The organism is Jezberella sp. (assembly GCF_964834465.1).
The window spans coordinates 104,186-128,143 of the sequence record NZ_CBAZRM010000011.1 but is presented as its reverse complement, the minus strand read 5'-3'; the positions used below and the strand labels follow the sequence as shown (position 1 = coordinate 128,143).

Genomic DNA, 23,958 nt, shown 5'->3' with positions numbered 1-23,958 from the left:
AAAATGTCTGAAGAAAAGCAGTTGCCAGTAGACAACGGTGATTACGGCGCCGATTCAATCAAAATGCTTAAAGGCCTTGAGGCCGTTAGAAAGCGCCCGGGCATGTACATCGGCGATACCTCTGATGGCACAGGGTTGCACCATATGGTGTTTGAGGTTGTTGATAATGCAATCGATGAGTCTTTAGCCGGTCATTGTGACGACATCGTCGTCACGATTCATACCGACAATTCGATCTCTGTCACCGACAACGGACGTGGTATCCCGACGGATATCCATAAGGAGGATGAGTTTGGTCGCAGTGCCGCTGAGATTGTGTTGACTGAATTGCACGCGGGTGGCAAGTTCGACCAAAACTCATATAAGGTTTCTGGTGGTTTACACGGCGTGGGTGTGTCCTGCGTCAACGCTTTGTCGTCTTGGTTAAAGCTGACGATTCGTCGTAACGGTCAAGTCCATCAAATGGAGTTTCATCAGGGCGTGCGTGTGGCGCCCTTGGCAGTGATAGGTGCGACAGAAAAGCGAGGGACGGAAGTTCACTTTTTGGCAGATACCGAAATATTCAACAACGTTGAATATCACTACGAGATTCTGTCAAAGCGGTTGCGCGAGCTTTCCTTCTTGAACAATGGTGTCAAGATCCGTCTGATCGATCAGCGTCAGGGCAAAGAAGAAAACTTTGCTTTCTCAGGCGGTGTGAAAGGCTTTGTTGAATACATTAATCGCACGAAAACGGTGTTGCATCCGAATGTTTTCTCAGTGAGTACAGAGTCAAATGCCGGCGGTACGTTAGTTGGTGTTGACATTGCGATGCAATGGAACGACAGCTACAGCGAGCAAGTGCTGTGCTTTACCAACAACATTCCGCAGCGCGACGGTGGTTCTCATTTGACCGGGCTGCGTGCGGCGATGACACGCATTATCAACAAATATATTGCTGATAATGAAATGTCCAAGAAGGCAAAAGTCGAGACCAGCGGCGACGATATGCGCGAGGGGCTAACGTGTGTATTGTCGGTCAAAGTCCCCGAGCCTAAATTCAGCAGTCAGACAAAAGAGAAACTGGTATCGAGCGAGGTAAGACCAGCGGTAGAAGAGGCTGTCGCACGCACGCTAGAGTCGTGGTTGTTAGAAAACCCAAATGATGCGAAAGCGTTATGTGGCAAAGTCGTGGAAGCGGCTCGTGCACGTGAGGCTGCCCGCAAAGCTCGCGAGATGACACGACGTAAGAGCGTGCTTGAAGGGGCTGGCTTGCCCGGTAAGCTTGCTGACTGCCAAGAGAAAGATCCTGCGTTGTGCGAACTCTACATCGTTGAGGGTGACTCAGCAGGTGGTTCGGCCAAACAAGGCCGAGATCGTAAGTTTCAGGCAATCTTGCCTTTGCGCGGTAAGGTATTGAACGTAGAAAAAGCACGTTTCGATAAGTTGATTTCGAGCGAACAAATCACCACGCTGATTACGGCACTCGGGACCAGTATCGGCCCCGACTTCAACGTTGATAAGTTGCGATACCATCGCATCATTATCATGACCGATGCGGACGTTGACGGTGCTCACATCCGCACGTTGTTGCTGACGCTGCTGTATCGCCAGATGCCGCAGTTGGTCGAACGCGGTTATATCTACATTGCACAGCCACCACTCTATAAAGTGAAGGCTGGTAAGGATGAGCGCTATCTCAAGGATGAGGTCGAAGAAACGCAATATATGTTGCAGCTTTCATTGCGCGATGCTCAGCTGATCCCCGCAGAAGGCGCTGCACCGATCGCTGGCGCGGCACTCGTCGAGCTCGCCCGTCAATATGTGATGGCCGATGGTGTTATCGCTCGGCTGTCACGTTTCATGGATGTGGCAACGCTATCGGCGATTGTTGGGGGCTCAACGATTGAGCTCGATACGCTTGAGCGCGCGCAAGCCAGCGCCACCCGTTTACAAGCTGCGTTGCAAGATCCGTTGTTGCCCAATCAGGTCGAAGTAACTGCCGAATACCATGTTGCTAGCGAAGCGAATCGTTTGGTGATTCGTCGTAAACATCATGGCAATGTACGTGCAACAGTGCTCGATAATGACTTTGTCGACGGTGCTGATTATGGCGTGTTGGCTCGCGCTGCGGCCACCTTCCAAGGGTTGATCGGCAAGGGGGCAATCGTCGCAAGAGGCGAGGGCGATAAGCGTAAAGAATCAATGATTGGTGATTTCCGCGAAGCGATGCAGTGGTTGCGCAGTGAAGCTGAGCGCAACGTGACCAAGCAACGCTACAAGGGTCTGGGCGAGATGAACCCATCACAGCTCTGGGAGACCACCATGGATCCGACTGTGCGTCGCTTATTGCGTGTACAGATCGAGGATGCGATAGCAGCTGATGCGATCTTTACCACGTTGATGGGTGACAACGTTGAGCCAAGACGGGCGTTCATTGAAACGCATGCACTGCAGGCGGCAAATATCGATGTGTAAAATACCCAAAAATAACTTAATAAGGACATGTCAACATGGCTAAGTACTTATTCGTTTATCACGGGGGTCAGCAAACGACCAACATATGTAAGAGAGCACGTTAGTGACGCTGTTCGCCGAGGCAACGTACAGCCTGGCGCGTGGCGTCAAAAAAACGGGGCTGAAATATTTTCAGCCGTCATCACTTTCTGGGTTGTGGGTCGCTCTAAGACTCGCTGTAGGTAAGGGCCGAGGTGAGCAAAATCGCGGGCCCTTCCATCAGTGAAGCCTCGTGTCCAGCGGCAAAGCGTAAAGACATAGGGATCTAGCGCCGAATAAGAAGCCCCGCCAAACCATCGCCCGCCGTGACGTGCAAGCTCAGCATCCAACAATTTCAACAAATCAGTCACTTTTAATTGTGCACGTAGTCTGAGTTGCGTCGCGCCATCAATGTTATCTTGTGCGACCCACCGCTCAGGATAAAAGAACAAGCCTAAGGTCGGTTGCAGCGTGTTGGTTAACCACATCAACCATTTGTAAAAGTGCGCGCGTTCAAGAGACCCAACTGCCGGTGCAAGACCTGCATGCTGGTTGGCATCACAAAGATAAAGACAAATTGCGGCCGTTTCATAGAGGGTAAGATCGCCGTCTTCCAATACCGGCAATAAGCCATTTGGATTCATCCTCAAGTAGGGTGCCCTTTTGTGCGCATCAGCGGCTCGGTCAACGAGCACCAATTCAAAGGGAACATCCAGTTCCCGCAATAACATGTGGGGAATCATGGCCGCCGTGCTGGGGTAATAGTGCAGACGAATCATTTGGTCGTTTCCTATGGTCAAGTCAGTCATTGGAATAGAGTTTTTGGTGCAATAACGCCAAACCCCAGCATGACGGCAAGCATCACGACGGCGCAGTTGACGAGAGCTGGATAAACCACGAATATCTCAATATAAGGGCTAAATAAACGGTCGACAGCGATCCACTCTCAATGGGTTGTTGATCACCACCATAAAGGAGACTAAAAAATGGCAACAAAACGTTGGGTCAATCGCCCAGAGGGTTCAAGCTGGGGCGACTTTGGTGAGGATGATCAGCGCGGCAAAATGAATCTGCTGACGCCAGAGAAAGTGCTGCAAGGAGTGGCTGAGGTTAAAGAAGGCAAGGCATTCATGCTTTCTTTGCCACTCGACTTGCCCGGGGGCAACGTATTAAATCCTCGTCGCTATCCACCCGTATTGCGTCCAACACTGCGTGAAGGACGGCCTAACATGAACGTCAAACTTTTTGACTTCAACAAGGATCAGACAGATGTCGTGAGCGATGACTTGGTCGTCATGCATTTGCAATATTCAACCCAATGGGACAGCCTGGCACACGTCGGCTCGATGTTTGATGCTAATGGTGATGGTATCCCCGAGGCAGTCTATTACAACGGCTATCGTGCCGGCACCGATGTGGTGGGCCCGGAGAACGCAGAAGATGCTGGCTATGCGGGGGCTGGCAGTCAGGTTAGTACCTCTTACGCAAAAGCGTTGGGCATTCAGAACATGGCCGAGACCTGTGTCCAAGGACGTGGTGTCATGATCGATCTACGTGCCAACCTGGGTGACGCGCGTACCAACGTGGGCTACGACGACATGATGCGCATTCTTGAAAAAGATAAAGTCGTTATTGAGAAAGGCGATATGGTTTGTTTGCATACCGGTTTCGCCCAAGCGCTGATCGAGATGAAAGGTAACCCGGACGGACACAAACTCGAAAACAGCTATGCTGCGCTGGATGGTCGTGATCAGAAGTTACTGAAGTGGATCACGGATAGTGGCTTAGTTGCCTTGATTGCGGATAACTATGCGGTGGAAGCGCACCCTGCTACGAGTCATATCGGCTGCTGTGCGATTCTGCCGCTACATGAGCATTGCTTGTTCAAGCAAGGCATCCACCTCGGTGAGATGTTTTATCTGACGGAATTGGCGAATTGGTTGAGAGCCCACGGCCGCAATCGATTTTTGTTGACCGCACCGCCCTTGCGTTTACCCGGTGCCGTTGGGTCACCCTCATCCGCTGTTGCAACAGTTTAGATTCGAATGAAAAGCAGCATACGGATTGGGTCAGGCGCAGCCTGGTGGGGTGATCGAGTAGAGCCGGCGGCACTCAACGCAGAAAAAGGTGACTTGGATTATCTGTGTTTTGAAACCATGGCGGAAGCAACCGTGTCGGCTGCACAAGTTCGTGCACGGCGTGATCCGAGCTTTCCGGGTTATGACACGTATCTCGATGACAGAATGCGTGCCGTGTTGCCGGCGTGCATGAAACGTGGCACCAAAATCATTACCAATCAGGGATGGATCAATCCGGATGCGGCAGCAGAGCGAGTCGTGCACTGGTTGTGTGAGTTCGGTTACCCAGGCGTCAAGGTTGCTTCGGTGAACGGAAGCTTGATTACAGAGCGGGTGTTGGAGTTGACGGACACCATTCTTGAAAACGGTATGCCAACCGCAACACTTACCTCGACGCTGATTTCGGCCGAAGCATACTTAGGGGCAGAACCGATTGTTGAAGCATTAACCCGAGGCGCCCACATCGTCATCACGGGTCGAGTGGCTGACCCATCTATTTTTCTGGCGCCGATGATGTTCGAGTTCGGGTGGGATCCGCTGGATCACAAGAAGCTTGGACAAGGGACGGGCATTGGTCATTTGTTGGAATGTGGCGCACAGGTTACTGGTGGTTACTTTTCTGATCCAGGTTTTAAAGATGTGCCGACCCCTTGGGATTTTGGCTTTCCTATCGCGGAAGTCTCGGCGGATGGCGTTTGTGTGTTGAGCAAAGTTGAGGGAACCGGTGGCGCCATTACCCTTCAGACGGTCAAAGAGCAGATGCTCTACGAGGTACACGATCCGGCAAACTATTTAACGCCTGATGTCGTCGTTGATTTTACGAGCGCACGCATCGAAGTCGTTGGGCCAGACCGAATACGGGTATCCAATATTGGTGGTAAACCGCGCACGCCAACGCTCAAAGTCTCGATGGGATGCACTGAGGGTTATATCGGTGAGGATATGTTCTTTTATGCGGGGCCTGGCGCGTTAAGGCGTGCTCAGCTGGCGAAAAAAATACTTGAAGAACGATTCAAGATCGTCAAGCTGCAGGCGGAGGATGTTCGCATCGACTATCTTGGTCTGAATGCGATACATGGTGAGGCCACACCGCAGCATGCCCCAGAGCCGTATGAGATTGCCGTGCGTGTGGCGGCTCGCACCAAGACTCGCGAAGAAGCCGCGAAGGTCGGCCGGGAAGTGGATGGCATGGCAGTCTCAGGGATTGCACACACCGGTAAACGAGTACCCCACCAAGATCGTACGAGAGAAGTCATTGGTGTTTGGTCAAGTCTGGTTGATCGAACAAAGATTGTCCCCAGTGTTCGTTATTTTGAGAGCTAAGCCCGATGAAAGTAAAGCTGCAACATATTGCGCATGCACGATCAGGTGATAAAGGGGACACGTCGAACATTGCGGTGTTCGCTTATCAACCAGCGTTCTATCCTTTGTTAAAGGACCAACTAACGGCCGAGCGGCTGAAAGCGTTTTATGCTGGCGCAATCAAGGGGGTGGTCACGCGTTACGAAGTCGATAATATCGAAGCGTTGAACTTCGTTTGTCAGGGCGCGTTGGGCGGTGGAGTGTCGCGCAGTCTATGTCTGGATAACTACGGTAAAGCATTATCAGCCGCTATTCTTGGGTTTGAGATTCAAGTACCAGACAGTTTAAAAACAATACTGCAAGCTCAGCATCTGCTCGACCGATAGATTGAGGGGTGTCATGAAACATCATAAAAATTGGATTCGTTCGAGCAAGGCTTGCGGTTGCTATGCGATCCAAAGCGCTCTGACACTATGCTTGATGTTGGTCCTGCCGTTTGCCGTGGCGCCTGCGCATGCAGAAAGTAGCGACAAACCGATTCGCTTGATTGTCCCCTATCCCGCTGGGGGCACGACCGATTTGCTCGCCCGTGCCATTGCACCGCGCATGGGTGAACAGCTGGGTCAGACCGTCGTGATTGAAAACAAAGCCGGGGCAGGCGGTGTCATTGGTGCACAACAAGTGGCGAAGTCGGCGCCGGATGGATTAACGCTTGTCTTTGTGAGCGTTGCCTCTCATGGCATTATTCCTGCACTACAAGACCCGCCGCCCTATGATCCCGTGAAAGACTTTGCTGCGATTACATTGGTGGCAAATACGCCTAATGTCTTAATGGCCACACCCGATTTCGCGGCTCGAACGGTCGCAGAGCTCATTACTCTCGCAAAAGAAAACCCAGGCAAAATTAACTTCGGATCGACCAGTCATGGCGGTTCGCCGCATATGAGTGGTGAGTTATTAAAGTTGATGGCGGGGATTGATCTTACACATGTCCCTTACAAAGGTGGCTCACCGATGTTGATAGATTTGATGGGTGGCCAGATACCGATCGGTTTTGACAACTTGCCTTCTTCAATGACTTATATCAAGTCGGGCAAGGTGAGGGCGCTGGCTGTGACAACGGCTAAACGATGGCCAGGTGCCCCAGAGATTCCCACCATGTCTGAGGCTGGTGTATCTGGTTATGAAGTCTCGGCTTGGTTTGGCTTGATGGCACCGGCGGGCACACCCAAAGCAATCATCGATGGGCTTAATGCGGCGGCCGTCGCAGCGCTTAAAACACCAGAAATTGAAAAGCTTTTCTATGATCAGGGCGCCGAACCCGTGGGCAACTCGTCCGACGCGTTTGAGCGTTTTCTGGCACAAGAGCGGGAGAAGTGGGCCAAACTTGCTCAGTCTAATCATATTCACTTGAATTGATCTCATGCCACTGACGCAACACACGTGGGCAATACGCCGGTGAGTAGCGCCTACATCACAGGTGTAGGCAACACCCCATTTGGCCGGTTGGAAGGTCAAGACGCTATCGGTTTGATGGCGCAGGCGGCGAGTGCTGCTTTGCGATCGGCGCAAATTCAAAGACACGATATTGACGGTGTCTTATGCGGGTATGCAACCACAATGCCGCATTTGATGTTGTCGACCTTGTTTAGTGAAAAGTTTTCTTTACAACCTACTTACTGCCACAGCGTGCAATTGGGTGGCGCGACCGGGGCAGCCATGTTGATGTTGGCCAGAGAGTTGGTGGCCAATGGACGATGCCGTCATGTACTGGTGGTTGCAGGTGAGAATCGGTTGACGGGCCAGACGCGAGATAGCTCAATCCAAACGCTCGCCCAAGTCGGAGACGCGGATTTCGAGGTGCGCAATGGGGTGTCAGTGCCAGCCTATTATGGATTGATGGCATCCCGGTACCTGCACCAGACTGGCGCGACCGCACAAGACTTGGCGGCGTTTGCGGTGTTGATGCGAAGCCATGCGGCAGGCCATCCCGATGCGCATTTGACCTCGCCCATCACCGTGGCGGACGTGTTGGCATCCAAAACCATCGCTGCGCCTTTAAAGCTGTTGGATTGCTGCCCCATTTCGGACGGGGCAATAGCAATCGTGGTTTCTGCAGCGCCGAGAGATACCATGCCAGTTAAGATTGCGGGCGCTGGTCAAGCGCATCTGCATCAGCACGTCACCGCAATGGTCGATGTGTTGCATACTGGCGCAGCACAGGCGGCTCATCAGGCGTTTGCCCAGGCGGGTTTGACCACCAAAGACATCGATTACCTGGGTGTCTATGATTCGTTCACCATCACTCTCGTGATGTTGCTCGAGGAAATAGGCTTTGCTTCACGTGGGGGCGCAATAAACAGGTTGCATGCCGGGGATTTTTCGCGACATGGCTGCTTACCGTTGAACATGCACGGGGGCCTGCTATCTTTTGGTCATTGTGGTGTCGCAGGTGGCATGGCGCATGTTGTGGAGGCCTGGCGACAATTGAATGGTATGGCTCAAGATCGTCAAGTTAAGGTGCCAACCCACGCTTTTATTCATGCGGACGGAGGCATCATGTCTTCACATGTCAGTTTGATTTTGTCACGAGATTGTTGATGGTGTCTCAGGTAAAAGCCTCTTCTGCCTTGGCACAGCCTTTTCTTGACGGGCTCTCACGACGACGTCTGATGTTTCAGCGGTGTACCGTGTGTCTGAAGACCCAAACGCTTGCGAGATACGCTTGCCAGTTTTGTCAGGCCGAGGCCCTGGATTGGAGAGAGTCTGAGGGCTTGGCGACGATTCATAGCGTGACGGAAGTGGGGCGTGCGCCAACAGACTCATTTAAAGCGCTGATTCCTTACGTCGTGGTGATCGCTTTGCTTGAAGAAGGTTTTAAAGTCATGGGTCACGGGCAGTCTGGCCTTCAAATAGATGATCCTGTGCGCGCTGATTACATTGAACATGAGGGGCAGGTATTACTGAAATTTGTGCGCATTGAGCAAGGCTGATGGTACCGTCTCACCATCCAGAGCCCGTCTCCCAAAGTACGGGTTCTGCGATTGCGTTGGCTTTGCGCATTAAATCCAGCAACGGAAACGCGCGTTGCCTTAAACTAACGGGTAGCTTTAGCGGGTGGCGTGGCAGGTCATCGTCATCCTCGTCAAGCGCTGGCTCCACTGAGATGGCGACTTCCAGCCGTTTGATGGCGTCAGGTAACTGATCTGCGCTGAAGACGCCGCGGACAGGCAAGGGCTCTTCAAGGATCTTACCGGCCAGCGCCAAAATAGGCTTAGCATGTTCGCCCAGCATCAGTACATTGAGCCCTGCCTTACTACTGAAAGTGACTAGCATTTTGTTCTCCCGATTGAACCAACCTTACACCAAATGAGTCGAAAGTCTGTAAAACCAATTCAGGCTATGATTTCAAGCTTCTCATTGCGGTACTTCACACTATGCTCCGCGAGCAAAAACAACAATTAATTCATTGCCTACAGGCCGCTGTCCATCGCGTTTTGCCGGATGCGCAGCCTAACGTCTCGCTTGAACGCCCCAAAATCGCCGCCCATGGTGATATCGCCACGAATATTGCAATGCAGCTGGCTAAACCGGCCAAGCTCAATCCCCGCGATCTTGCCCAACAGATCATCGATACGTTGATGGCGGATGAGCGTGCCCAAGCGATGATTGAGTCTGCCGAATTGGCGGGACCAGGGTTTATCAATTTTCGGTTGACACATCAGGCGCGAGTGGCGGTCTTGCCCGTTATCACCGCCCAGGGCGACGCTTACGGACGAGCCCCTCGCAAAGCCGAAAAAGTCATGGTTGAATTCGTTTCGGCAAATCCAACAGGGCCTCTGCACGTGGGCCATGCGCGTCAAGCCGCACTCGGTGATGCGCTGTGTCGTATTTTTGACGCGAGTGGGTATGACGTTAGTCGTGAGTTTTACTATAACGATGCTGGCAATCAGATTCACAATCTAGCGATCAGCGTGCAGGCGCGCGGGCGAGGGCTTCAGCCTGGCCCGTTGGATCAGCCTCATCCAGATTGGCCGGCCGATGGATATCGTGGCGAATATATTGTCGATATTGCACAGGATTTTGCCGCCAAAAAAACGGTCACAGCCAGTGATGGCTTACCCGTCACGGCTAATGGTGATCTCGACGACCTCGATAACATCCGTCGTTTTGCGGTTGCTTATTTGCGCCGCGAACAGGATCTTGACTTGCAGGCGTTTGGCTTGGCGTTTGATAACTACTATCTTGAAAGCTCTCTCTACACCAGCGGCCGTGTTGACGAGACCGTCAATCAGTTAATTGCCAGCGGTCATACCTATGAAAATGAGGGTGCACTATGGTTGAGAACAACCGAGCTCGGAACGGGCGATGACAAAGACCGCGTGATGCGCAAGTCTGAAGGTGGTTATACCTATTTTGTGCCCGATGTTGCGTACCATGTCAGCAAATGGGAACGTGGTTTCACTCACGCCATCAATATTCAAGGTAGTGACCATCATGGCACAGTCGCTCGTGTGCGGGCTGGTCTGCAGGCGTTGGACATGGGGATCCCAATGGATTTCCCATCCTATATCCTGCATAAGATGGTGAAGGTGATGAGCGGGGGCGAAGAGGTCAAAATCTCTAAGCGAGCCGGCAGTTATGTGACCTTGCGTGACCTGATCGATTGGGTGGGGCGCGATGCCGTCCGTTTCTTTCTGATTCAACGGCGCGCGGATACCGAATTCGTTTTTGATGTGGATTTAGCAAAATCGCAAAGCGAAGAAAATCCTGTTTATTACATTCAGTATGCCCATGCTCGAATCTGTTCAATGCTGTCTCAATCAGGGACTGATGCGTTAGCGCGTCATGCGGCACCGCTGACATTATTGGTAGCGCCAACCGAGTTGTCATTGATGCAACGGTTGGCCGAGTTTCCGGCACTGATTGAGCAAGCGGGCACAGAATTGTCACCGCATTTGCTGGCGTTCTGGCTACGCGACTGTGCATCTGATTTTCATGCGTTTTACAATGCAGAAAGGGTGCTCGTCGACGACGTTGAACTTAAATGTGCGCGCTTACGATTGGCTGATGCGACCCGGCAGATACTGGCGAATGGCTTGGCGTTATTAGGTGTTTCTGCACCTGAACGGATGTAAGATTGAGCCATGGCGAATAGAAGATCTTCAGGTGGTGGCAGGCGCGGTGGTAGCGGCATCATTTTTGGTGTGCTCGCTGGGTTGTTGATGGGTTTAATGATCGCGGCCACTGTTGCGTATTACTTGAAAAAATCGCCGTTGCCTTTTGTCGATAAAGTCAGTCGTTCCCCAGATAAGAGTTCGATCTCTGGATCTGTCGCGGAGGCGCCCGATCCAAACGCAGCTTTCGGCAACAACACCGTGGGTAACCCTGACGTCACTGCGCCCATCGATGTGCCAAAAGTCTCTGAGCAATCCGTGGCACCGACGGCGTCGTCTGCTGCCAACAACACGCCTGGTGAGACCAAAGACGAGCTAGGGGCGTTAATTGCCACGCTGCAGCCTGTGCCCTCAAATTCGAATCGAGTGCCAAGTTCGACACCAAGTTCGCGCGATACAGTTGCTAAGATTGAGGTGCCAAAATCAGAGCCGACTAAACCTGCCGACTCGAATGCGACGTCAGCAAACGGCCACTATTACTTACAGGTGGGTTCATTTAAAGTCGTGAGCGAGGCAGAGACCTTGCGGGCGAGACTCATTTTGATGGGGGTTTCATCCGAAATTCAACAGGCTGACGTCGGTGGCAGTCAAGTTCATCGGGTTCGCGTCGGGCCTTTCAGCCGGCTCGACGAAATGAATAAGGTAAGAACGAGGCTGGGTGAAGAAAAAATCCCCGCAGTGGTCGTTAGACAGTAACTTTTAAACCAGGTGACCGAAGATGAAGTTCAATATATTTTTCAGAGCGATAACCGTGTTGGCGTTTGCTGCAGCGACCTTGGTTGGCGGTTCGGCGATGGCTGCCGCAGATGCGGGCACCGTGGCGAAATACAAGAACATTGACCCACCACAGCGCACAGAGCCTGGCAAAATTGAGGTGCTCGAGTTTTTTGCCTACACTTGCCCACACTGCGCAGTCCTTGACCCTTTGCTACAAACATGGATGAAGACTTTGCCGAGCGATGTTGTCGTCACGCAAGTGCCAGTGGTCTTCAGTGCGACTTACAAACCGCTCGCACAACTTTACTATGCGCTTGAAGCGATGAATCGCCTTGATCTGCACCCGCTGGTATTTAAGGCAATTCACGAAGAGCACAAGCGCATCTTCACCAAGGCAGACATGGCTGACTGGCTTGTCACTCAAGGCGTTGATAAAGCGAAGTTCGAAGCAATGTTCGATTCGTTTGGCGTGCTATCCAAGACCGAACGAGCCGCGCGATTGTCGCAGTCGTACAACGTTGAAGGCACGCCCTCAATGGCTGTTGATGGTAAGTATCTGACGTCACCGTCTGAGGCAGGCGGTTATCAACAGACCATTGATGTGACCGCGGATTTAATTAAAAAGGTTCGCGGCCGTTAAATATCCCATTGCTCGATTTTGCCGAATGCCTGACTTAAATCTTCGATCAAATCAGTCGTTGATTCTAGGCCAATGTGCAAGCGGATGACGGCGTGAGGATTGTTTTTCCAGTAGGTGTGCGGGGCCAGCGATCCTGGCTCTACCCACTGCACGAGGCTCTCAAAACCACCCCATGAAAACCCGATGCCAAATAGCGTTAGCGCGTTGACGAATGGCTTGGCAGCTTCGGGGCTACACGATAGTTCAATGGCGAGCATCCCGTTTGATCCTGTGGCATCTCGCTGCCAAAGGGCATAGCCCGGGTCTTTATGCCAGGCGGGATGAAAAACACGGGCGACTTCCTGCCGTGAATCAAAAAACTGACAGATCTCGAGCGCATTCTTAGCGTGTTGCGGCATGCGAACGGCGATTGTTTTTACCCCGCGTAAGGCCAACCAGACATCATCCGCGCTGATCGAGTTGCCGATGGCATATTGCGTTTGGAATATCCGCTTGGCGAGCGCTTCGTTATTGGTCACGACAGCACCCAACATCACATCAGAATGACCAACCACGTATTTCGTACCCGCGATCACAGAAATATGGGCACCCAACGCGAGTGGCTTAAAGACGTATCCAGAGCCCCACGTATTGTCAGCGGCCAGCACGATGCCATGATCGTTCGCTATTTTGGCCAAGGCTGGTATATCGATCATTTCGAACAAAAGCGAACCAGGAGATTCAACATAAATCATTTTCGTGTTCGGTTGAATCATCGTCGCGACATCATCTCGGCCAGGAGAGAAGTAACTCGCTTTAATACCCAATCGGCTCAGCATGACCTGATCGAGGTTGCGAACCGGGGCATAGACGCTATCCGAGATCAGGACATGATCGCCCGTTTGCAGCATGGTCATGAAGAGAATGTTGATCGCAGCCAAGCCGGAAGGCGCGAGGCAGGTGTAGCAGCCGCCCTCTAATTGATTAAAGACGTCTTCGAGTGCTCGGTGAGTATCCATGCCGGATCGACCGTAGGTGATCGGGCGTTCACCCTTTTTTCTTCGCTCGACGGTTTCGTGCAGCCGATCAAGGTTTTCAAATCTGACGGTGCTTGTGCGCATGGCCGGTAGATTGACCGGTGCAGTGCCAGTCGCAGGATCAAAGGGCGCACTGCCAATGTGCAGCAACTGGGTATCAAGATGGTGAGTCACAGAAAGTCCTTAGGGGTCATTCGATAGGGCGTTAAATGCGTGTAAATCTGATGATGCCATCTTCATCGACGGTTCGCGATAGCTTGCCATCAAAATACAAAGCGTGCAGATGCGCAGTGGCTTCACCCATCGCGAAAGTGGTCTGGTGTAAATCAAGCTTGCGCTTGAACAACACCGGCAAAATGTCGTGCGTGCTTTGTGGGGTGACGCAGGCATCCAGCACTTCAGCGAGTCGGTCGCGGTGGTGCTCTTGTTGTTGCTTGACTCGCTCATGCATGCCGGTAAATGGCTTGCCGTGAGAGGGCAATACCAGGGTATGTTCGGGCAAAGGGTTGAAAGCTTCAATTGATCGCAAATAAAGCGGTAATGGATTGCCCATTGGCTCAATATCAAACACGCTGATGTTGGTTGAAATTCGAGGCAATAACATATCCCCTGAGATGAGTACCGCTAAATCTTGGCAAAACAGCGACATATGCTCAGGCGCGTGCCCGTAGCCAACGATGGTTTGCCAAGTGTGGCCCCCGATATCGATGGTGTCGCCGTCAAGCATGCGGATATAAGCATCGGGCACGCTTGGTACTAACCCACTGTAATACGTCGATCGGCCGCCCAATTGTTTGAGCGCGTCAGGATCTCTCAGCCCGTGGCTTGAAAAATGCGCTACGGCACTGTTACCGCCCGTGCCTGCGCCATTGGTGACCGTGCTCCAGAGTTTAGCGGTCATATAGTCGCTCATGCTCATGAACAGAGGCACGCCCCAGTGTTTACAAATCCAGTCAGCCAAGCCCACATGATCAGGATGCATGTGGGTACAGATAACGCGCAAGACGGGCAGGCCATCGAGTTGGGTTTCGAATAGCTGTTGCCAGAGCGCTTTGACTTCGTCGCGACCAATGCCGCAATCCACGATGGTCCAGCCATCTATCCCGTCAATGTTGTCCCGCAACAGCCACAAGTTGATATGATCGAGGACAAATGGCAAGGGCATTCTGATCCAGCGAACCCCTGGTGCTACCTCAACGGCGTGAGCGGGCTCTGGTAGTGTGTCGCCAAAGGGATAGTGCAATCTGCTTTCGAGTAGATTCATGAGGTGCTTTGTCTCTTTGCTGGCTCAGTTGGTTTGACCATGCGAATATTATTTCGAAACCCTACTATACCAATGCTTGCCCCATTGAAAATGCGAGGAGACTGCTATGCAATTGCCCGGCCTGAATTTTGAACTCGGACAAGATATCGACATGTTGCGCGAAGCGGTTCGAGACTTTTCAGAAAGAGAAATCGCCCCCCTGGCCGCAACCGCCGATAAAGATGATCAGTTCCCCATGCCGTTGTGGCGCAAAATGGGTGAAATGGGGGTGCTCGGGCTGACCGTGGGTGAGGAATATGGTGGGGCGAACATGGGATATCTCGCACATATGATTGCCATGGAGGAGATTTCTCGGGCCAGTGGTTCAATCGGCTTGTCGTACGGTGCCCATTCTAATTTGTGTGTTAACCAGATTCACCGCAACGGGACAGAAAAACAAAAGCGTCAATACTTGCCTCAGCTGATCTCCGGCGAGCATATTGGCGCCCTCGCCATGAGCGAGCCAGGTGCTGGGTCAGACGTGGTCAGCATGAAGTTACGTGCTGATCCCAAGGGTTCAGATTATGTGCTGAACGGCACCAAAATGTGGATTACGAACGGCCCAGACGCAGACACGTTGGTCGTTTACGCAAAGACCAATCCCGAGGCTAACGCGCGGGGGGTTACTGCCTTTCTCGTGGAAAAGGGGATGCCTGGATTCACTATCGCTCAAAAGCTCGACAAGCTTGGGATGCGGGGTAGTCACACGGGTGAGCTCGTCTTCGAGAACTGCCTGATCTCTGGTGATCAAGTGCTCGGCGAGGTCAATGGCGGGGTCAAAGTGTTGATGAGTGGCCTCGACTACGAACGTGCGGTCTTGACCGGCGGGCCGTTGGGTATCATGCAGGCGGTCATGGATCAGGTCATTCCTTATATTCACGATCGAAAGCAGTTTGGGCAATCGATTGGCGAATTTCAATTGATACAGGGCAAGGTTGCAGACATGTACACCACCCTGCAGGCATGCCGTGCCTTCTGTTATACGGTGGGTAAGAACCTCGATCAGCTTGGCGCTCAACATGTCAGACAGATTCGCAAAGACTGTGCGGCCGTCATTCTTTATTGCGCTGAAAAGGCGACTTGGCTGGCGGGCGAGGGCATTCAAATCTTTGGTGGAAACGGCTATATCAACGATTATCCGCTGGGCCGCTTTTGGCGTGATGCAAAGCTTTATGAAATCGGCGCTGGGACGAGCGAGATCCGTCGTATGTTGATTGGTCGTGAGCTTTTTAACGAGACGATGTAACCATTCATCAGCTCATCAGGCGGCGGTGCGCAAAAAATAGCAACGCAATGGACAACGCAGTGCTGCATGACTTCATGAATTTGTTTTAAATCAAAGGCTGATCAACATGCCCCCCATAGAGTCCAAAATTAATCCTCGTTCGGCCGAGTTCATTCAGAACGCCCAAAGTGTTCAGCGGCAGATCGATGACTTGAAGCAGAAACTTCAAGAGACTGCCAAAGGCGGATCGAGTGAGGCTCGCGCCAAACATGTGGGGCGCGGCAAGCTGCTACCGAGGGATCGTGTGCATCAATTGGTTGATCCCGGATCGCCGTTTCTCGAGCTGTCGCCGTTGGCAGCGCACGGTATGTATAACGGCGAATCGCCTGGGGCTGGGATTATTACCGGCATCGGGCAGGTGTCTGGCACTCAGTGTGTGATTGTTTGTAACGATGCCACGGTTAAGGGCGGTACCTACTACCCGTTGACGGTAAAAAAGCATTTGCGCGCGCAAGAGATTGCTGAGCAGAATCATTTGCCGTGTATCTATCTGGTGGATTCAGGGGGGGCAAATCTGCCCCAGCAAGAAGACGTCTTTCCAGACCGAGAGCATTTTGGGCGGATTTTTTACAACCAAGCCAATTTATCGGCCAAGGGCATCGCGCAGATCGCAGTTGTGATGGGCTCTTGCACCGCAGGGGGGGCCTATGTACCAGCGATGAGCGATGAATCCATCATTGTGCAAAATCAAGGCACAATTTTTTTAGGTGGCCCACCGCTCGTGCGTGCGGCGACTGGCGAAGTCGTCACCGCAGAGGATCTCGGGGGCGGCGACGTTCACACCCGTTTATCGGGCGTTGTCGACCACTTGGCAGCCAACGATCAGCACGCACTGCTATTGGCGCGCAACGCGGTGGCCCGCTTGAACAAGCAAAAGCCGGCCCAACAGGTACTGCGTGAGGTCGTGCCACCCAAATACGATCCACAAGAAATCAACGGCATCATCCCCTCGGATACGCGTAAACCTTACGACGTCAGAGAGATCATCGCGCGTATCGTTGATGCGTCTGAGTTTGATGAATTCAAGGCACGCTTCGGCGCGACTTTGGTGACCGGGTTTGCTCACATTCATGGCATGCCTGTCGGCATTGTGGCCAACAACGGGATCCTGTTTTCGGAGTCGGCGCAGAAGGGTGCTCACTTTATTGAGCTGTGTGCGCAGCGCAAAATCCCATTGGTTTTCTTGCAAAACATCACTGGCTTCATGGTGGGCCGCAAATATGAAAATGAAGGGATCGCGCGGCACGGGGCAAAGATGGTCACCGCAGTTGCCACGGCGGCTGTGCCGAAATTTACGGTCTTGATTGGCGGCTCGTTTGGGGCGGGTAACTATGGCATGTGTGGGCGTGCTTTTGGCCCGAGACTATTGTTCATGTGGCCAAATGCAAGAATCTCGGTGATGGGAGGCGAACAAGCAGCCAGCGTGTTGGCCACCGTCAAGAGGGATGGTATCGAGCAAAAGGGCGGTACATGGACGTCGGAAGAAGAAGAGGCGTTTAAAGCACCGGTTCGTGAACAGTACGAGCGCGAGGGTCATCCTTATCATGCAACGGCAAGACTCTGGGATGACGGTGTTATTTTGCCCGCAGACACCCGTCGTGTGTTGGGCTTAGGTTTGTCGGCTGCCTTGAATGCGCCGATTGGTGACACGCACTTTGGCGTGTTCAGGATGTGATCGGCAAATCAAGGACTCGAAAAATGTTTCATACGCTATTGATTGCAAACCGCGGTGAAATCGCCTGCCGAGTCGCGGCGACCGCGCGACGGTTGGGCATTAAAACGGTTGCTGTGTATTCAGATGCAGATGCGCACGCCAAGCACGTGGCGAGCTGTGATGTTGCTATTCGCGTCGGCGCTGCAGCGGCCAGAGAGAGTTACTTGTTAGGGCAGGTCATTCTTGATGCGGCGCTTCAGACTGGCGCGCAGGCAATACATCCTGGATATGGGTTTTTATCTGAGAACGAGGCTTTTGCAAAAGCGTGCGCCGAAGCTGGCGTGACCTTTGTTGGACCGCCAGCAACGGCGATTGCGGCAATGGGTAGCAAGTCAGCGGCCAAAACCTTGATGCAGAAGGCGGGTGTACCACTTGTGCCGGGCTATCACGGCGATGAGCAAGAGGGATTGTTTCTCGCGCAACAAGCCCAGATGATTGGCTATCCTGTGCTGATTAAGGCAAGCGCCGGGGGCGGTGGTAAAGGGATGCGGGTCGTCAATAGTCGCGAAGGCTTTCAGGATGCCTTGGTCTCTTGTCAGCGCGAAGCGCTCTCGAGCTTTGGTGACGATAAGGTACTAATCGAACGCTATCTTCAAAAGCCTCGGCACATTGAAATTCAGGTATTTGCGGATCAGCACGGCAACTGTATTTATCTCTTCGAGCGTGATTGTTCGGTGCAGCGGCGCCATCAAAAGGTGATTGAAGAAGCGCCAGCGCCCGGGATGACGGCCGAACGTCGCCAAGCGATGGGCGAAGCTGCCGTTGCCGCTGCCAAAGCGGTCAATTATGTGGGGGCGGGCACGGTGGAGTTTATTGTCGAGCCCGACGGTCGTTTCTACTTTATGGAGATGAATACTCGTCTGCAAGTCGAACACCCTGTCACTGAAATGATTACTGGCCTTGATTTGGTTGAATGGCAGCTCAGGGTCGCGGCGGGTGAACCTCTGCCGTTGACGCAGGCTCAGCTGCAACTGCGAGGACATGCGATTGAAGTGAGAATCTATGCAGAAAATCCTGACAACGGATTTTTGCCATCGATTGGCAAGCTTCATTATTTGGGATTACCTGATTGCGTCGCATTTACCCACGGGCATGTGCGTGTGGATGGAGGGGTCAGAACCGGTGACACGATTTCGACGTTTTACGATCCCATGATTGCCAAGCTGATTGTTCATGGGGACGATCGAGAGCAGGCAAGGGCTCGAATGCTGCAAGCGCTCGAGCGCACTCGGATTGTGGGTGTGCATACTAACGTTGAATTTCTGCGCCGATTGATGGCTAACCCCGCATTTGCAAACGCGCTACTGCACACGGGTTTGATCGAGCAAGAGCGCGAAACCTTGTTGCCAACCCGTTCGCTTGCTTCGGATCAGGCCTTGATTGTTGCGGCACTCGCCTTAAAAGAAAAGCAGGGATCAGTGCCTCAAGCATGGCAAGATCCCTGGTGCGACGACGGATCGTGGCGCGTGTCGGGCTTGGCCCCAAGACAGCTGGTGTTGATGGATGGAGACATTAAACGAGTTGTTAGCCTGACAGGCATCGGCGAGACATTGACGGCAACGGTAGATGACAGAACCATCAACTTTAGCTGGAGTTCGTCGCCTGATTTGCAAGCACCCGCTCAGGCGTTCAGGCTTGTCGTGGGCGATGGGCAATATCGTGCAACGGTGATTCAAGAGGCAGAGGTCGTGCATGTTTTTGATTCGTTGCGACAAATGACATTCGTGTCGGCAGACTCGTTGGCGCAGGCAAATCGAAGTTTGGATAGCGCTGCGGGAGGGTTGACCGCCCCAATGCCTGGGAAAATTATTGCCGTTCATGTCCACACGGGTAGTGCGGTTAAACCGGGCGATGCTTTGCTGGTGATGGAGGCCATGAAAATGGAGCACACCATTTCGGCAGCGGCAGATGGCGTGGTGGGCGAGGTCTATTTTGCTGTCGGTGATCAGGTCGCAGAAGGGGTGGCGTTGTTAAGCATGCAGCCATCGGCAGGATCAAATGTCGCATCTTAACCACGAGTAAAATATATTTTCAGTAGACGTTGTCTGCACAAGAATTTGAGCGTAAAGTGAAATTACAACAGCGGGAGTCCAATCCGGCTCCCGGTTTTTAAATAGGCGACCTCATGTTTGACATTCTGGTGTACCTGTTCGAAAACTATTACACCCCAGAGGCTTGTCCATCAGCTGATGTACTCGCTAAGCGCCTAGCGGCGGCGGGGTTTGAGCATGAAGACATCGACGATGCCTTGGGCTGGTTGATGGGATTAGCCGAGACGACAGAACAGTGTGTCGGATTGGCGCAATCCCCAGGCAGCGGCACGCGGGTCTATGCAGACACCGAGCACAGCCATCTCGGCTCAGACTCGATCGGATTCATCACGTTTCTTGAAGCAACCGAGGCTTTATCGCCCGCGTTGAGAGAGATCGTGATTGATCGAGCGATGGCAACGGCTGAGTCTCCTGTCTCGCTTGAGAAGATCAAGATCATCGCCCTCATGGTTCTCTGGAGCCAAGAAGCGGAAGTCGATCACTTGATCCTCGAAGAATTGCTGCGTGATGATGAAGACCGACTGTTGCATTGATTTGCTGCATTGACGGGCTTGCCGTACGTCGGACGTTTTGCGCCGAGCCCCAGTGGGCCTCTGCATCAGGGGTCTGCTGTGACCGCGCTGGCAAGTTATCTAGATGCCCGCGCGAGCGATGGCTTGTGGCTACTTCGGCTCGAAGATCTCGATACCCCGCGTAATGCCCCTGGCGCTGATCACGCCATCCTTGCGCAGTTGACCCGCTTGGGCATGCGCTGGGACGGCGAAATTCTGCGCCAATCTGCAAGGTTGCACCACTATCAGGCTGCGTTTGACCACTTGTCGGCACGACAGCTCGTCTACCCCTGCGGGTGTACTCGGCGCGAAATCGCCGATTCTGTGCTGCGCTTGCAAGGACAGTTTCCGGAGGGTGAGCGTCCTTATCCGGGCACCTGTCGCCACGGGTTGCTGCCGGGCCGTCCGGCGCTCTCATGGCGATTCAAGGTAGCTAGCGGTGTGACGACGTTTGACGATCGGCGACTAGGCAGGATGGAGCAGGATGTTGCGCAGGCCGTGGGTGATTTTGTCTTGAAACGCGCCGACGGAATTTGGGCCTATCAATTGGCCGTGGTCGTGGATGATGCCGCCCAGGGGGTGACGGCGATTGTGCGAGGCGAGGATTTGCTCAGTAGCACGGCAAGGCAGCGCCTGCTAAATGATGCTCTCGGTTATTCGCAACCGACGGTTTTGCATGTTCCTTTGATATTGGATGCGACAGGCCAGAAATTATCCAAACAGAATGGCGCTCAGCCATTCGACACGGAGAATCCAATAGAAACCTTACAAAAAACGTGGAAACTCTTAGGATTTGAGCCTATTCACGCTAAAACGCTTGAACTTTTTTGGCCTGAAGCTATCCGAATTTGGGGTCAAGCGTCACAACGTGCTAACTTGCACGGAAATTGATAACGCATTTATGATGCGCCCGGTATGCCTTGACCTATTTGGGTTAAGCATGCCTTAATGTGCGCCAAGCTCATCGGTGTACTTGGATAGACATGACAAAAACATTAATCATTGCTGAAAAACCCTCAGTCGCTCTAGACATCTCAAGGGCGCTGGGCGGCTTTACGCGTGAAGGCGATTACTTCGAGAGCGAAAAATATGTGCTTTCGTCGAGTGTCGGCCACCTATTGAGTTTGATTGCCCCGAATGATCCCGTCAAAGGTAAATGGAGCTTCGCCCATTTGCCCGTGATTCCCCCGCAGTTTGAATTGAATCCCTCTGATAAAAAGACCACCGAGCGGCTAAAGATGCTGGTGCGTTTGATCAAACGAAAAGATGTTGTCGCACTGATTAATGCTTGTGACGCGGGGCGCGAGGGGGAGCTGATCTTCCGTTACATCCAGCAATATTCAGGGCAGAACAAACCCGTGCAGCGGCTGTGGTTGCAGTCGATGACGCAAGACGCGATTCGCAAAGCGTTTACCGAGTTGCGTACTGACGAGTCGCTTAAACCGTTAGAGGCTGCGGCGCGGTCACGAGCCGAGGCTGATTGGCTCGTTGGTATCAATGGCACCAGAGCAATGACGGCGTTCAACAGCAAGGACGGTGGGTTTTTCAAAACCCCTGTCGGGCGAGTGCAGACACCGACACTGGCGATTGTGGCCAGGCGAGAAGAGCAGATCCGTCATTTCGTCTCTCGCGATTATTGGGAAGTTCGTGCAAGTTTCGTGGCAGCCGCAGGCTTTTACGAAGGCCGTTGGTTCGATCCGAAGTTTGCGAAGTCGGATCCGGATGACAAAGAACAAGTCGAATCGCGTCTCTGGACAGAAGCGGCAGCAAAAACCGTCGTGGTCGCGTGTCGTGGCCAGAATGGGGTCGTGACAGAAGAGGCTAAGCCCACCAGTCGAGGCGCCGACGCGCTGTTTGATTTGACCTCGTTGCAGCGTGCTGCCAACGGTCGGTTTGGATTCTCTGCTAAAACGACGTTGGCGCTTGCTCAGTCTTTGTACGAGCGCCATAAAGCGCTGACGTATCCGAGAACGGATTCTAAGCACCTGCCTGAGGATTACATCCCCACCGTGATTGAAACGGTAGGTGCGTTGTCACAAGGTGAGGGTGTTGCCCGTGGGTTGGCACCCCATGCCGCCAAAATTGCCAAGAACGGTTGGATCAAACCGAACAAACGGATTTTCGACAATACCAAAGTGTCAGATCACTTTGCGATCATCCCCACCTTACAGATCCCTAAAGAGTTAAGCGAGGCGGAAGCCAAGCTCTACGATCTCGTCGTGAAGCGCTTTTTGGCGGTGTTTTTCCCACCCGCGCAATACAGTGAAACGACGAGGATTACGGTCGTCTCCGGTCACCATTTTCAAACCAAAGGTAAAGTGTTGACCTCACCTGGTTGGTTAGAGGTTTACGGCAAAGAGGCCCAAGAAGAGGATGCCAACCTCGTGGCCGTCGCTGATCGTGAAACCGTTCGTACCGACGCAATCGACACAGTTGCATTAGTGACCAAGCCGCCTGCTCGGTACAACGAAGCCACCTTGCTATCGGCCATGGAAAAGGCTGGCAAGGATATCGAGGACGAAGATCTTCGTGAAGCCATGTCTGAACGTGGGTTGGGCACACCGGCTACCCGCGCGTCGGTGATTGAAGGTTTGATCAACGAAACGTATTTGCGCCGAGAAGGACGCGACCTAGTGCCCACGGCCAAGACTCGTCAGCTGATGACCTTACTCAAAGGCTTGGATGTGCACGAGCTCACGTCGCCAGAACTTACAGGCGAATGGGAGCATAAGCTCAAGCAAATGGAGCAGGGCCAATTAGCGCGCGATGTTTTCATGCGTGAAATTGCACAGATGACACAAGTCATTGTAAAGCGTGCGAAAGAATATGATCGTGACACGGTGCCCGGTGACTACATTACGCTGACGACCCCTTGCCCCAAGTGTTCAGCGGTAGTGAAAGAGAACTATCGTCGCTACGCATGCACGCAGTGCGATTTTTCGATCAGTAAACACCCAGGTGGCCGAACCTTTGAGCCTGCTGAAGTCGAAACGCTGTTGCGCGATAAGCAAATAGGGCCGATGCAGGGGTTCATCAGTAAGATGGGGCGACCCTTTGCCGCGATTCTGACCTTGGATAGCGAATGCAAACTCGCCTTTGACTTCGGTCAAAACGATGACGATAACGCTGAACCGGTAGACTTTTCTGGCCACACGCCGCTTGGCGCGTGTCCCAAATGTAGTGCTCGAGTGTTCGAACATGGCATGAGTTATTTGTGTGAGAAATCGGTCGGGCCTGAGCGCAGCTGTGATTTCAAATCCGGCAAGGTCATTCTGCAGCAAGAGGTCAGTGCCGAGCAGATGAGCAAATTGCTCGCGACAGGCAAGACAGACCTACTAGAAGGGTTTGTGTCTAGCCGCACGAACCGCAAGTTCAAAGCGTATCTTGCGCGCGGGGCAGACGGTAAAGTGAGTTTCGAGTTCGAGGCTCGCCCAGATCGACCCGCCCGAAAAACAGCAGCAAAAACAACGATAAAAACGGCAACCAAATCAGCGACTAAAACTGCTGCTAAGAAGGCTGCACCCAAAAAGGCAGCCGCAAAGAAGACCGCCGTGAAGAAGGCAAGCAAAACAGCAACGAAAAAAGCCACCAAAACAGTTGCCAAGAAAGCAACCAAGGTGGTGGCCGAAGTCGCCGGTGACGAATAAGG

General features: G+C 52.9%; 20 protein-coding genes. 16 read left to right on the top strand and 4 right to left on the bottom strand.

Annotated features, from left to right (window positions below; all coding sequences use genetic code 11):
* Nucleotides 1–3: 3 nt before the first annotated feature.
* The gene (gyrB, locus tag AC1W8Y_RS10360; RefSeq protein ID WP_482014399.1) at nt 4–2,457 is read left to right on the top strand and encodes a DNA topoisomerase (ATP-hydrolyzing) subunit B; all 2,454 of its coding nucleotides are present in this window, start codon (nt 4–6) and stop codon (nt 2,455–2,457) included.
* Nucleotides 2,458–2,603: 146 nt separating this feature from the next.
* On the opposite strand, the gene AC1W8Y_RS10355 is transcribed toward gyrB, so the two are convergent.
* Entirely contained in the window at nt 2,604–3,254 is a 651-nt protein-coding gene (locus tag AC1W8Y_RS10355; RefSeq protein ID WP_482014398.1) for a glutathione S-transferase family protein, read from the bottom strand.
* Between the two features lie 207 nt (nt 3,255–3,461).
* Between AC1W8Y_RS10355 and AC1W8Y_RS10350 the strand changes: the two genes are divergently transcribed.
* The 6 genes from AC1W8Y_RS10350 to AC1W8Y_RS10325 are packed head-to-tail and all read left to right on the top strand — an operon-like array spanning nt 3,462 to nt 8,848.
* Nucleotides 3,462–4,514 (top strand): cyclase family protein, encoded by a 1,053-nt coding sequence (locus AC1W8Y_RS10350; protein WP_482014397.1) that lies wholly within the window; start codon nt 3,462–3,464, stop codon nt 4,512–4,514.
* Nucleotides 4,515–4,520: 6 nt separating this feature from the next.
* Nucleotides 4,521–5,876, top strand: a complete 1,356-nt coding sequence (locus AC1W8Y_RS10345; protein ID WP_482014396.1) for an acyclic terpene utilization AtuA family protein — start codon at nt 4,521–4,523, stop codon at nt 5,874–5,876.
* A 5-nt stretch (nt 5,877–5,881) separates the two neighbouring features.
* A complete protein-coding gene (locus AC1W8Y_RS10340) occupies nt 5,882–6,241 on the top strand; it encodes an AtuA-related protein (RefSeq protein WP_482014395.1) in 360 nt (119 codons plus the stop codon).
* 13 nt (nt 6,242–6,254) lie between these two features.
* A complete protein-coding gene (locus AC1W8Y_RS10335; protein WP_482014394.1) occupies nt 6,255–7,274 on the top strand; it encodes a tripartite tricarboxylate transporter substrate binding protein in 1,020 nt (339 codons plus the stop codon).
* 24 nt (nt 7,275–7,298) lie between these two features.
* The gene (locus AC1W8Y_RS10330) at nt 7,299–8,456 is read left to right on the top strand and encodes a thiolase family protein (RefSeq protein WP_482014393.1); all 1,158 of its coding nucleotides are present in this window, start codon (nt 7,299–7,301) and stop codon (nt 8,454–8,456) included.
* Complete coding sequence (locus AC1W8Y_RS10325) at nt 8,456–8,848, top strand: Zn-ribbon domain-containing OB-fold protein (protein WP_482014392.1); 393 nt, start codon at nt 8,456–8,458, stop codon at nt 8,846–8,848. Before AC1W8Y_RS10330 ends, AC1W8Y_RS10325 begins: the two co-directional genes overlap by 1 nt.
* A gap of 10 nt (nt 8,849–8,858) precedes the next feature.
* Here AC1W8Y_RS10325 and AC1W8Y_RS10320 read toward each other — a convergent pair whose 3' ends face one another.
* On the bottom strand, nt 8,859–9,191 hold the full coding sequence (locus tag AC1W8Y_RS10320) for a DUF1840 domain-containing protein (protein WP_482014391.1): 333 nt from the start codon (nt 9,189–9,191) through the stop codon (nt 8,859–8,861).
* A gap of 101 nt (nt 9,192–9,292) precedes the next feature.
* Here AC1W8Y_RS10320 and argS point away from each other — a divergent pair, with 101 nt between their 5' ends.
* From argS to AC1W8Y_RS10305, 3 genes are read left to right on the top strand one after another with little or no spacing between them, the layout of a single operon-like run.
* Nucleotides 9,293–10,993, top strand: coding sequence for an arginine--tRNA ligase (argS, locus tag AC1W8Y_RS10315; protein ID WP_482014390.1), 1,701 nt, complete (start codon nt 9,293–9,295; stop codon nt 10,991–10,993).
* A 9-nt stretch (nt 10,994–11,002) separates the two neighbouring features.
* Nucleotides 11,003–11,728, top strand: coding sequence for an SPOR domain-containing protein (locus AC1W8Y_RS10310; RefSeq protein WP_482014389.1), 726 nt, complete (start codon nt 11,003–11,005; stop codon nt 11,726–11,728).
* Between the two features lie 22 nt (nt 11,729–11,750).
* Complete coding sequence (locus AC1W8Y_RS10305; protein ID WP_482014388.1) at nt 11,751–12,389, top strand: thiol:disulfide interchange protein DsbA/DsbL; 639 nt, start codon at nt 11,751–11,753, stop codon at nt 12,387–12,389.
* Here the strand turns inward: AC1W8Y_RS10305 and metC are convergent.
* Nucleotides 12,386–13,579 carry a cystathionine beta-lyase gene (gene metC, locus AC1W8Y_RS10300; protein WP_482014387.1) on the bottom strand — a complete coding sequence of 398 codons (1,194 nt, stop codon included), beginning with the start codon at nt 13,577–13,579 and terminating at the stop codon, nt 12,386–12,388. The two genes, AC1W8Y_RS10305 and metC, sit on opposite strands and share 4 nt — an antisense overlap.
* Before the next feature lie 31 nt (nt 13,580–13,610).
* A complete protein-coding gene (locus AC1W8Y_RS10295; RefSeq protein ID WP_482014386.1) occupies nt 13,611–14,669 on the bottom strand; it encodes an MBL fold metallo-hydrolase in 1,059 nt (352 codons plus the stop codon).
* 106 nt (nt 14,670–14,775) lie between these two features.
* On the opposite strand from AC1W8Y_RS10295, the gene AC1W8Y_RS10290 reads away from it, so the two are divergent.
* From AC1W8Y_RS10290 to AC1W8Y_RS10265, 6 genes are all read left to right on the top strand, one after another.
* On the top strand, nt 14,776–15,954 hold the full coding sequence (locus AC1W8Y_RS10290; protein ID WP_482014385.1) for an isovaleryl-CoA dehydrogenase: 1,179 nt from the start codon (nt 14,776–14,778) through the stop codon (nt 15,952–15,954).
* A 106-nt stretch (nt 15,955–16,060) separates the two neighbouring features.
* On the top strand, nt 16,061–17,668 hold the full coding sequence (locus AC1W8Y_RS10285; RefSeq protein WP_482014384.1) for a carboxyl transferase domain-containing protein: 1,608 nt from the start codon (nt 16,061–16,063) through the stop codon (nt 17,666–17,668).
* A 23-nt stretch (nt 17,669–17,691) separates the two neighbouring features.
* Entirely contained in the window at nt 17,692–19,719 is a 2,028-nt protein-coding gene (locus AC1W8Y_RS10280; protein ID WP_482014383.1) for an acetyl/propionyl/methylcrotonyl-CoA carboxylase subunit alpha, read from the top strand.
* Nucleotides 19,720–19,832: 113 nt separating this feature from the next.
* Nucleotides 19,833–20,291 (top strand): Smg family protein, encoded by a 459-nt coding sequence (locus AC1W8Y_RS10275; RefSeq protein ID WP_482014382.1) that lies wholly within the window; start codon nt 19,833–19,835, stop codon nt 20,289–20,291.
* Between the two features lie 18 nt (nt 20,292–20,309).
* The gene (gene gluQRS / locus AC1W8Y_RS10270) at nt 20,310–21,200 is read left to right on the top strand and encodes a tRNA glutamyl-Q(34) synthetase GluQRS (protein ID WP_482014420.1); all 891 of its coding nucleotides are present in this window, start codon (nt 20,310–20,312) and stop codon (nt 21,198–21,200) included.
* A 92-nt stretch (nt 21,201–21,292) separates the two neighbouring features.
* The gene (locus AC1W8Y_RS10265) at nt 21,293–23,956 is read left to right on the top strand and encodes a DNA topoisomerase III (protein ID WP_482014381.1); all 2,664 of its coding nucleotides are present in this window, start codon (nt 21,293–21,295) and stop codon (nt 23,954–23,956) included.
* Nucleotides 23,957–23,958 lie beyond the last annotated feature (2 nt).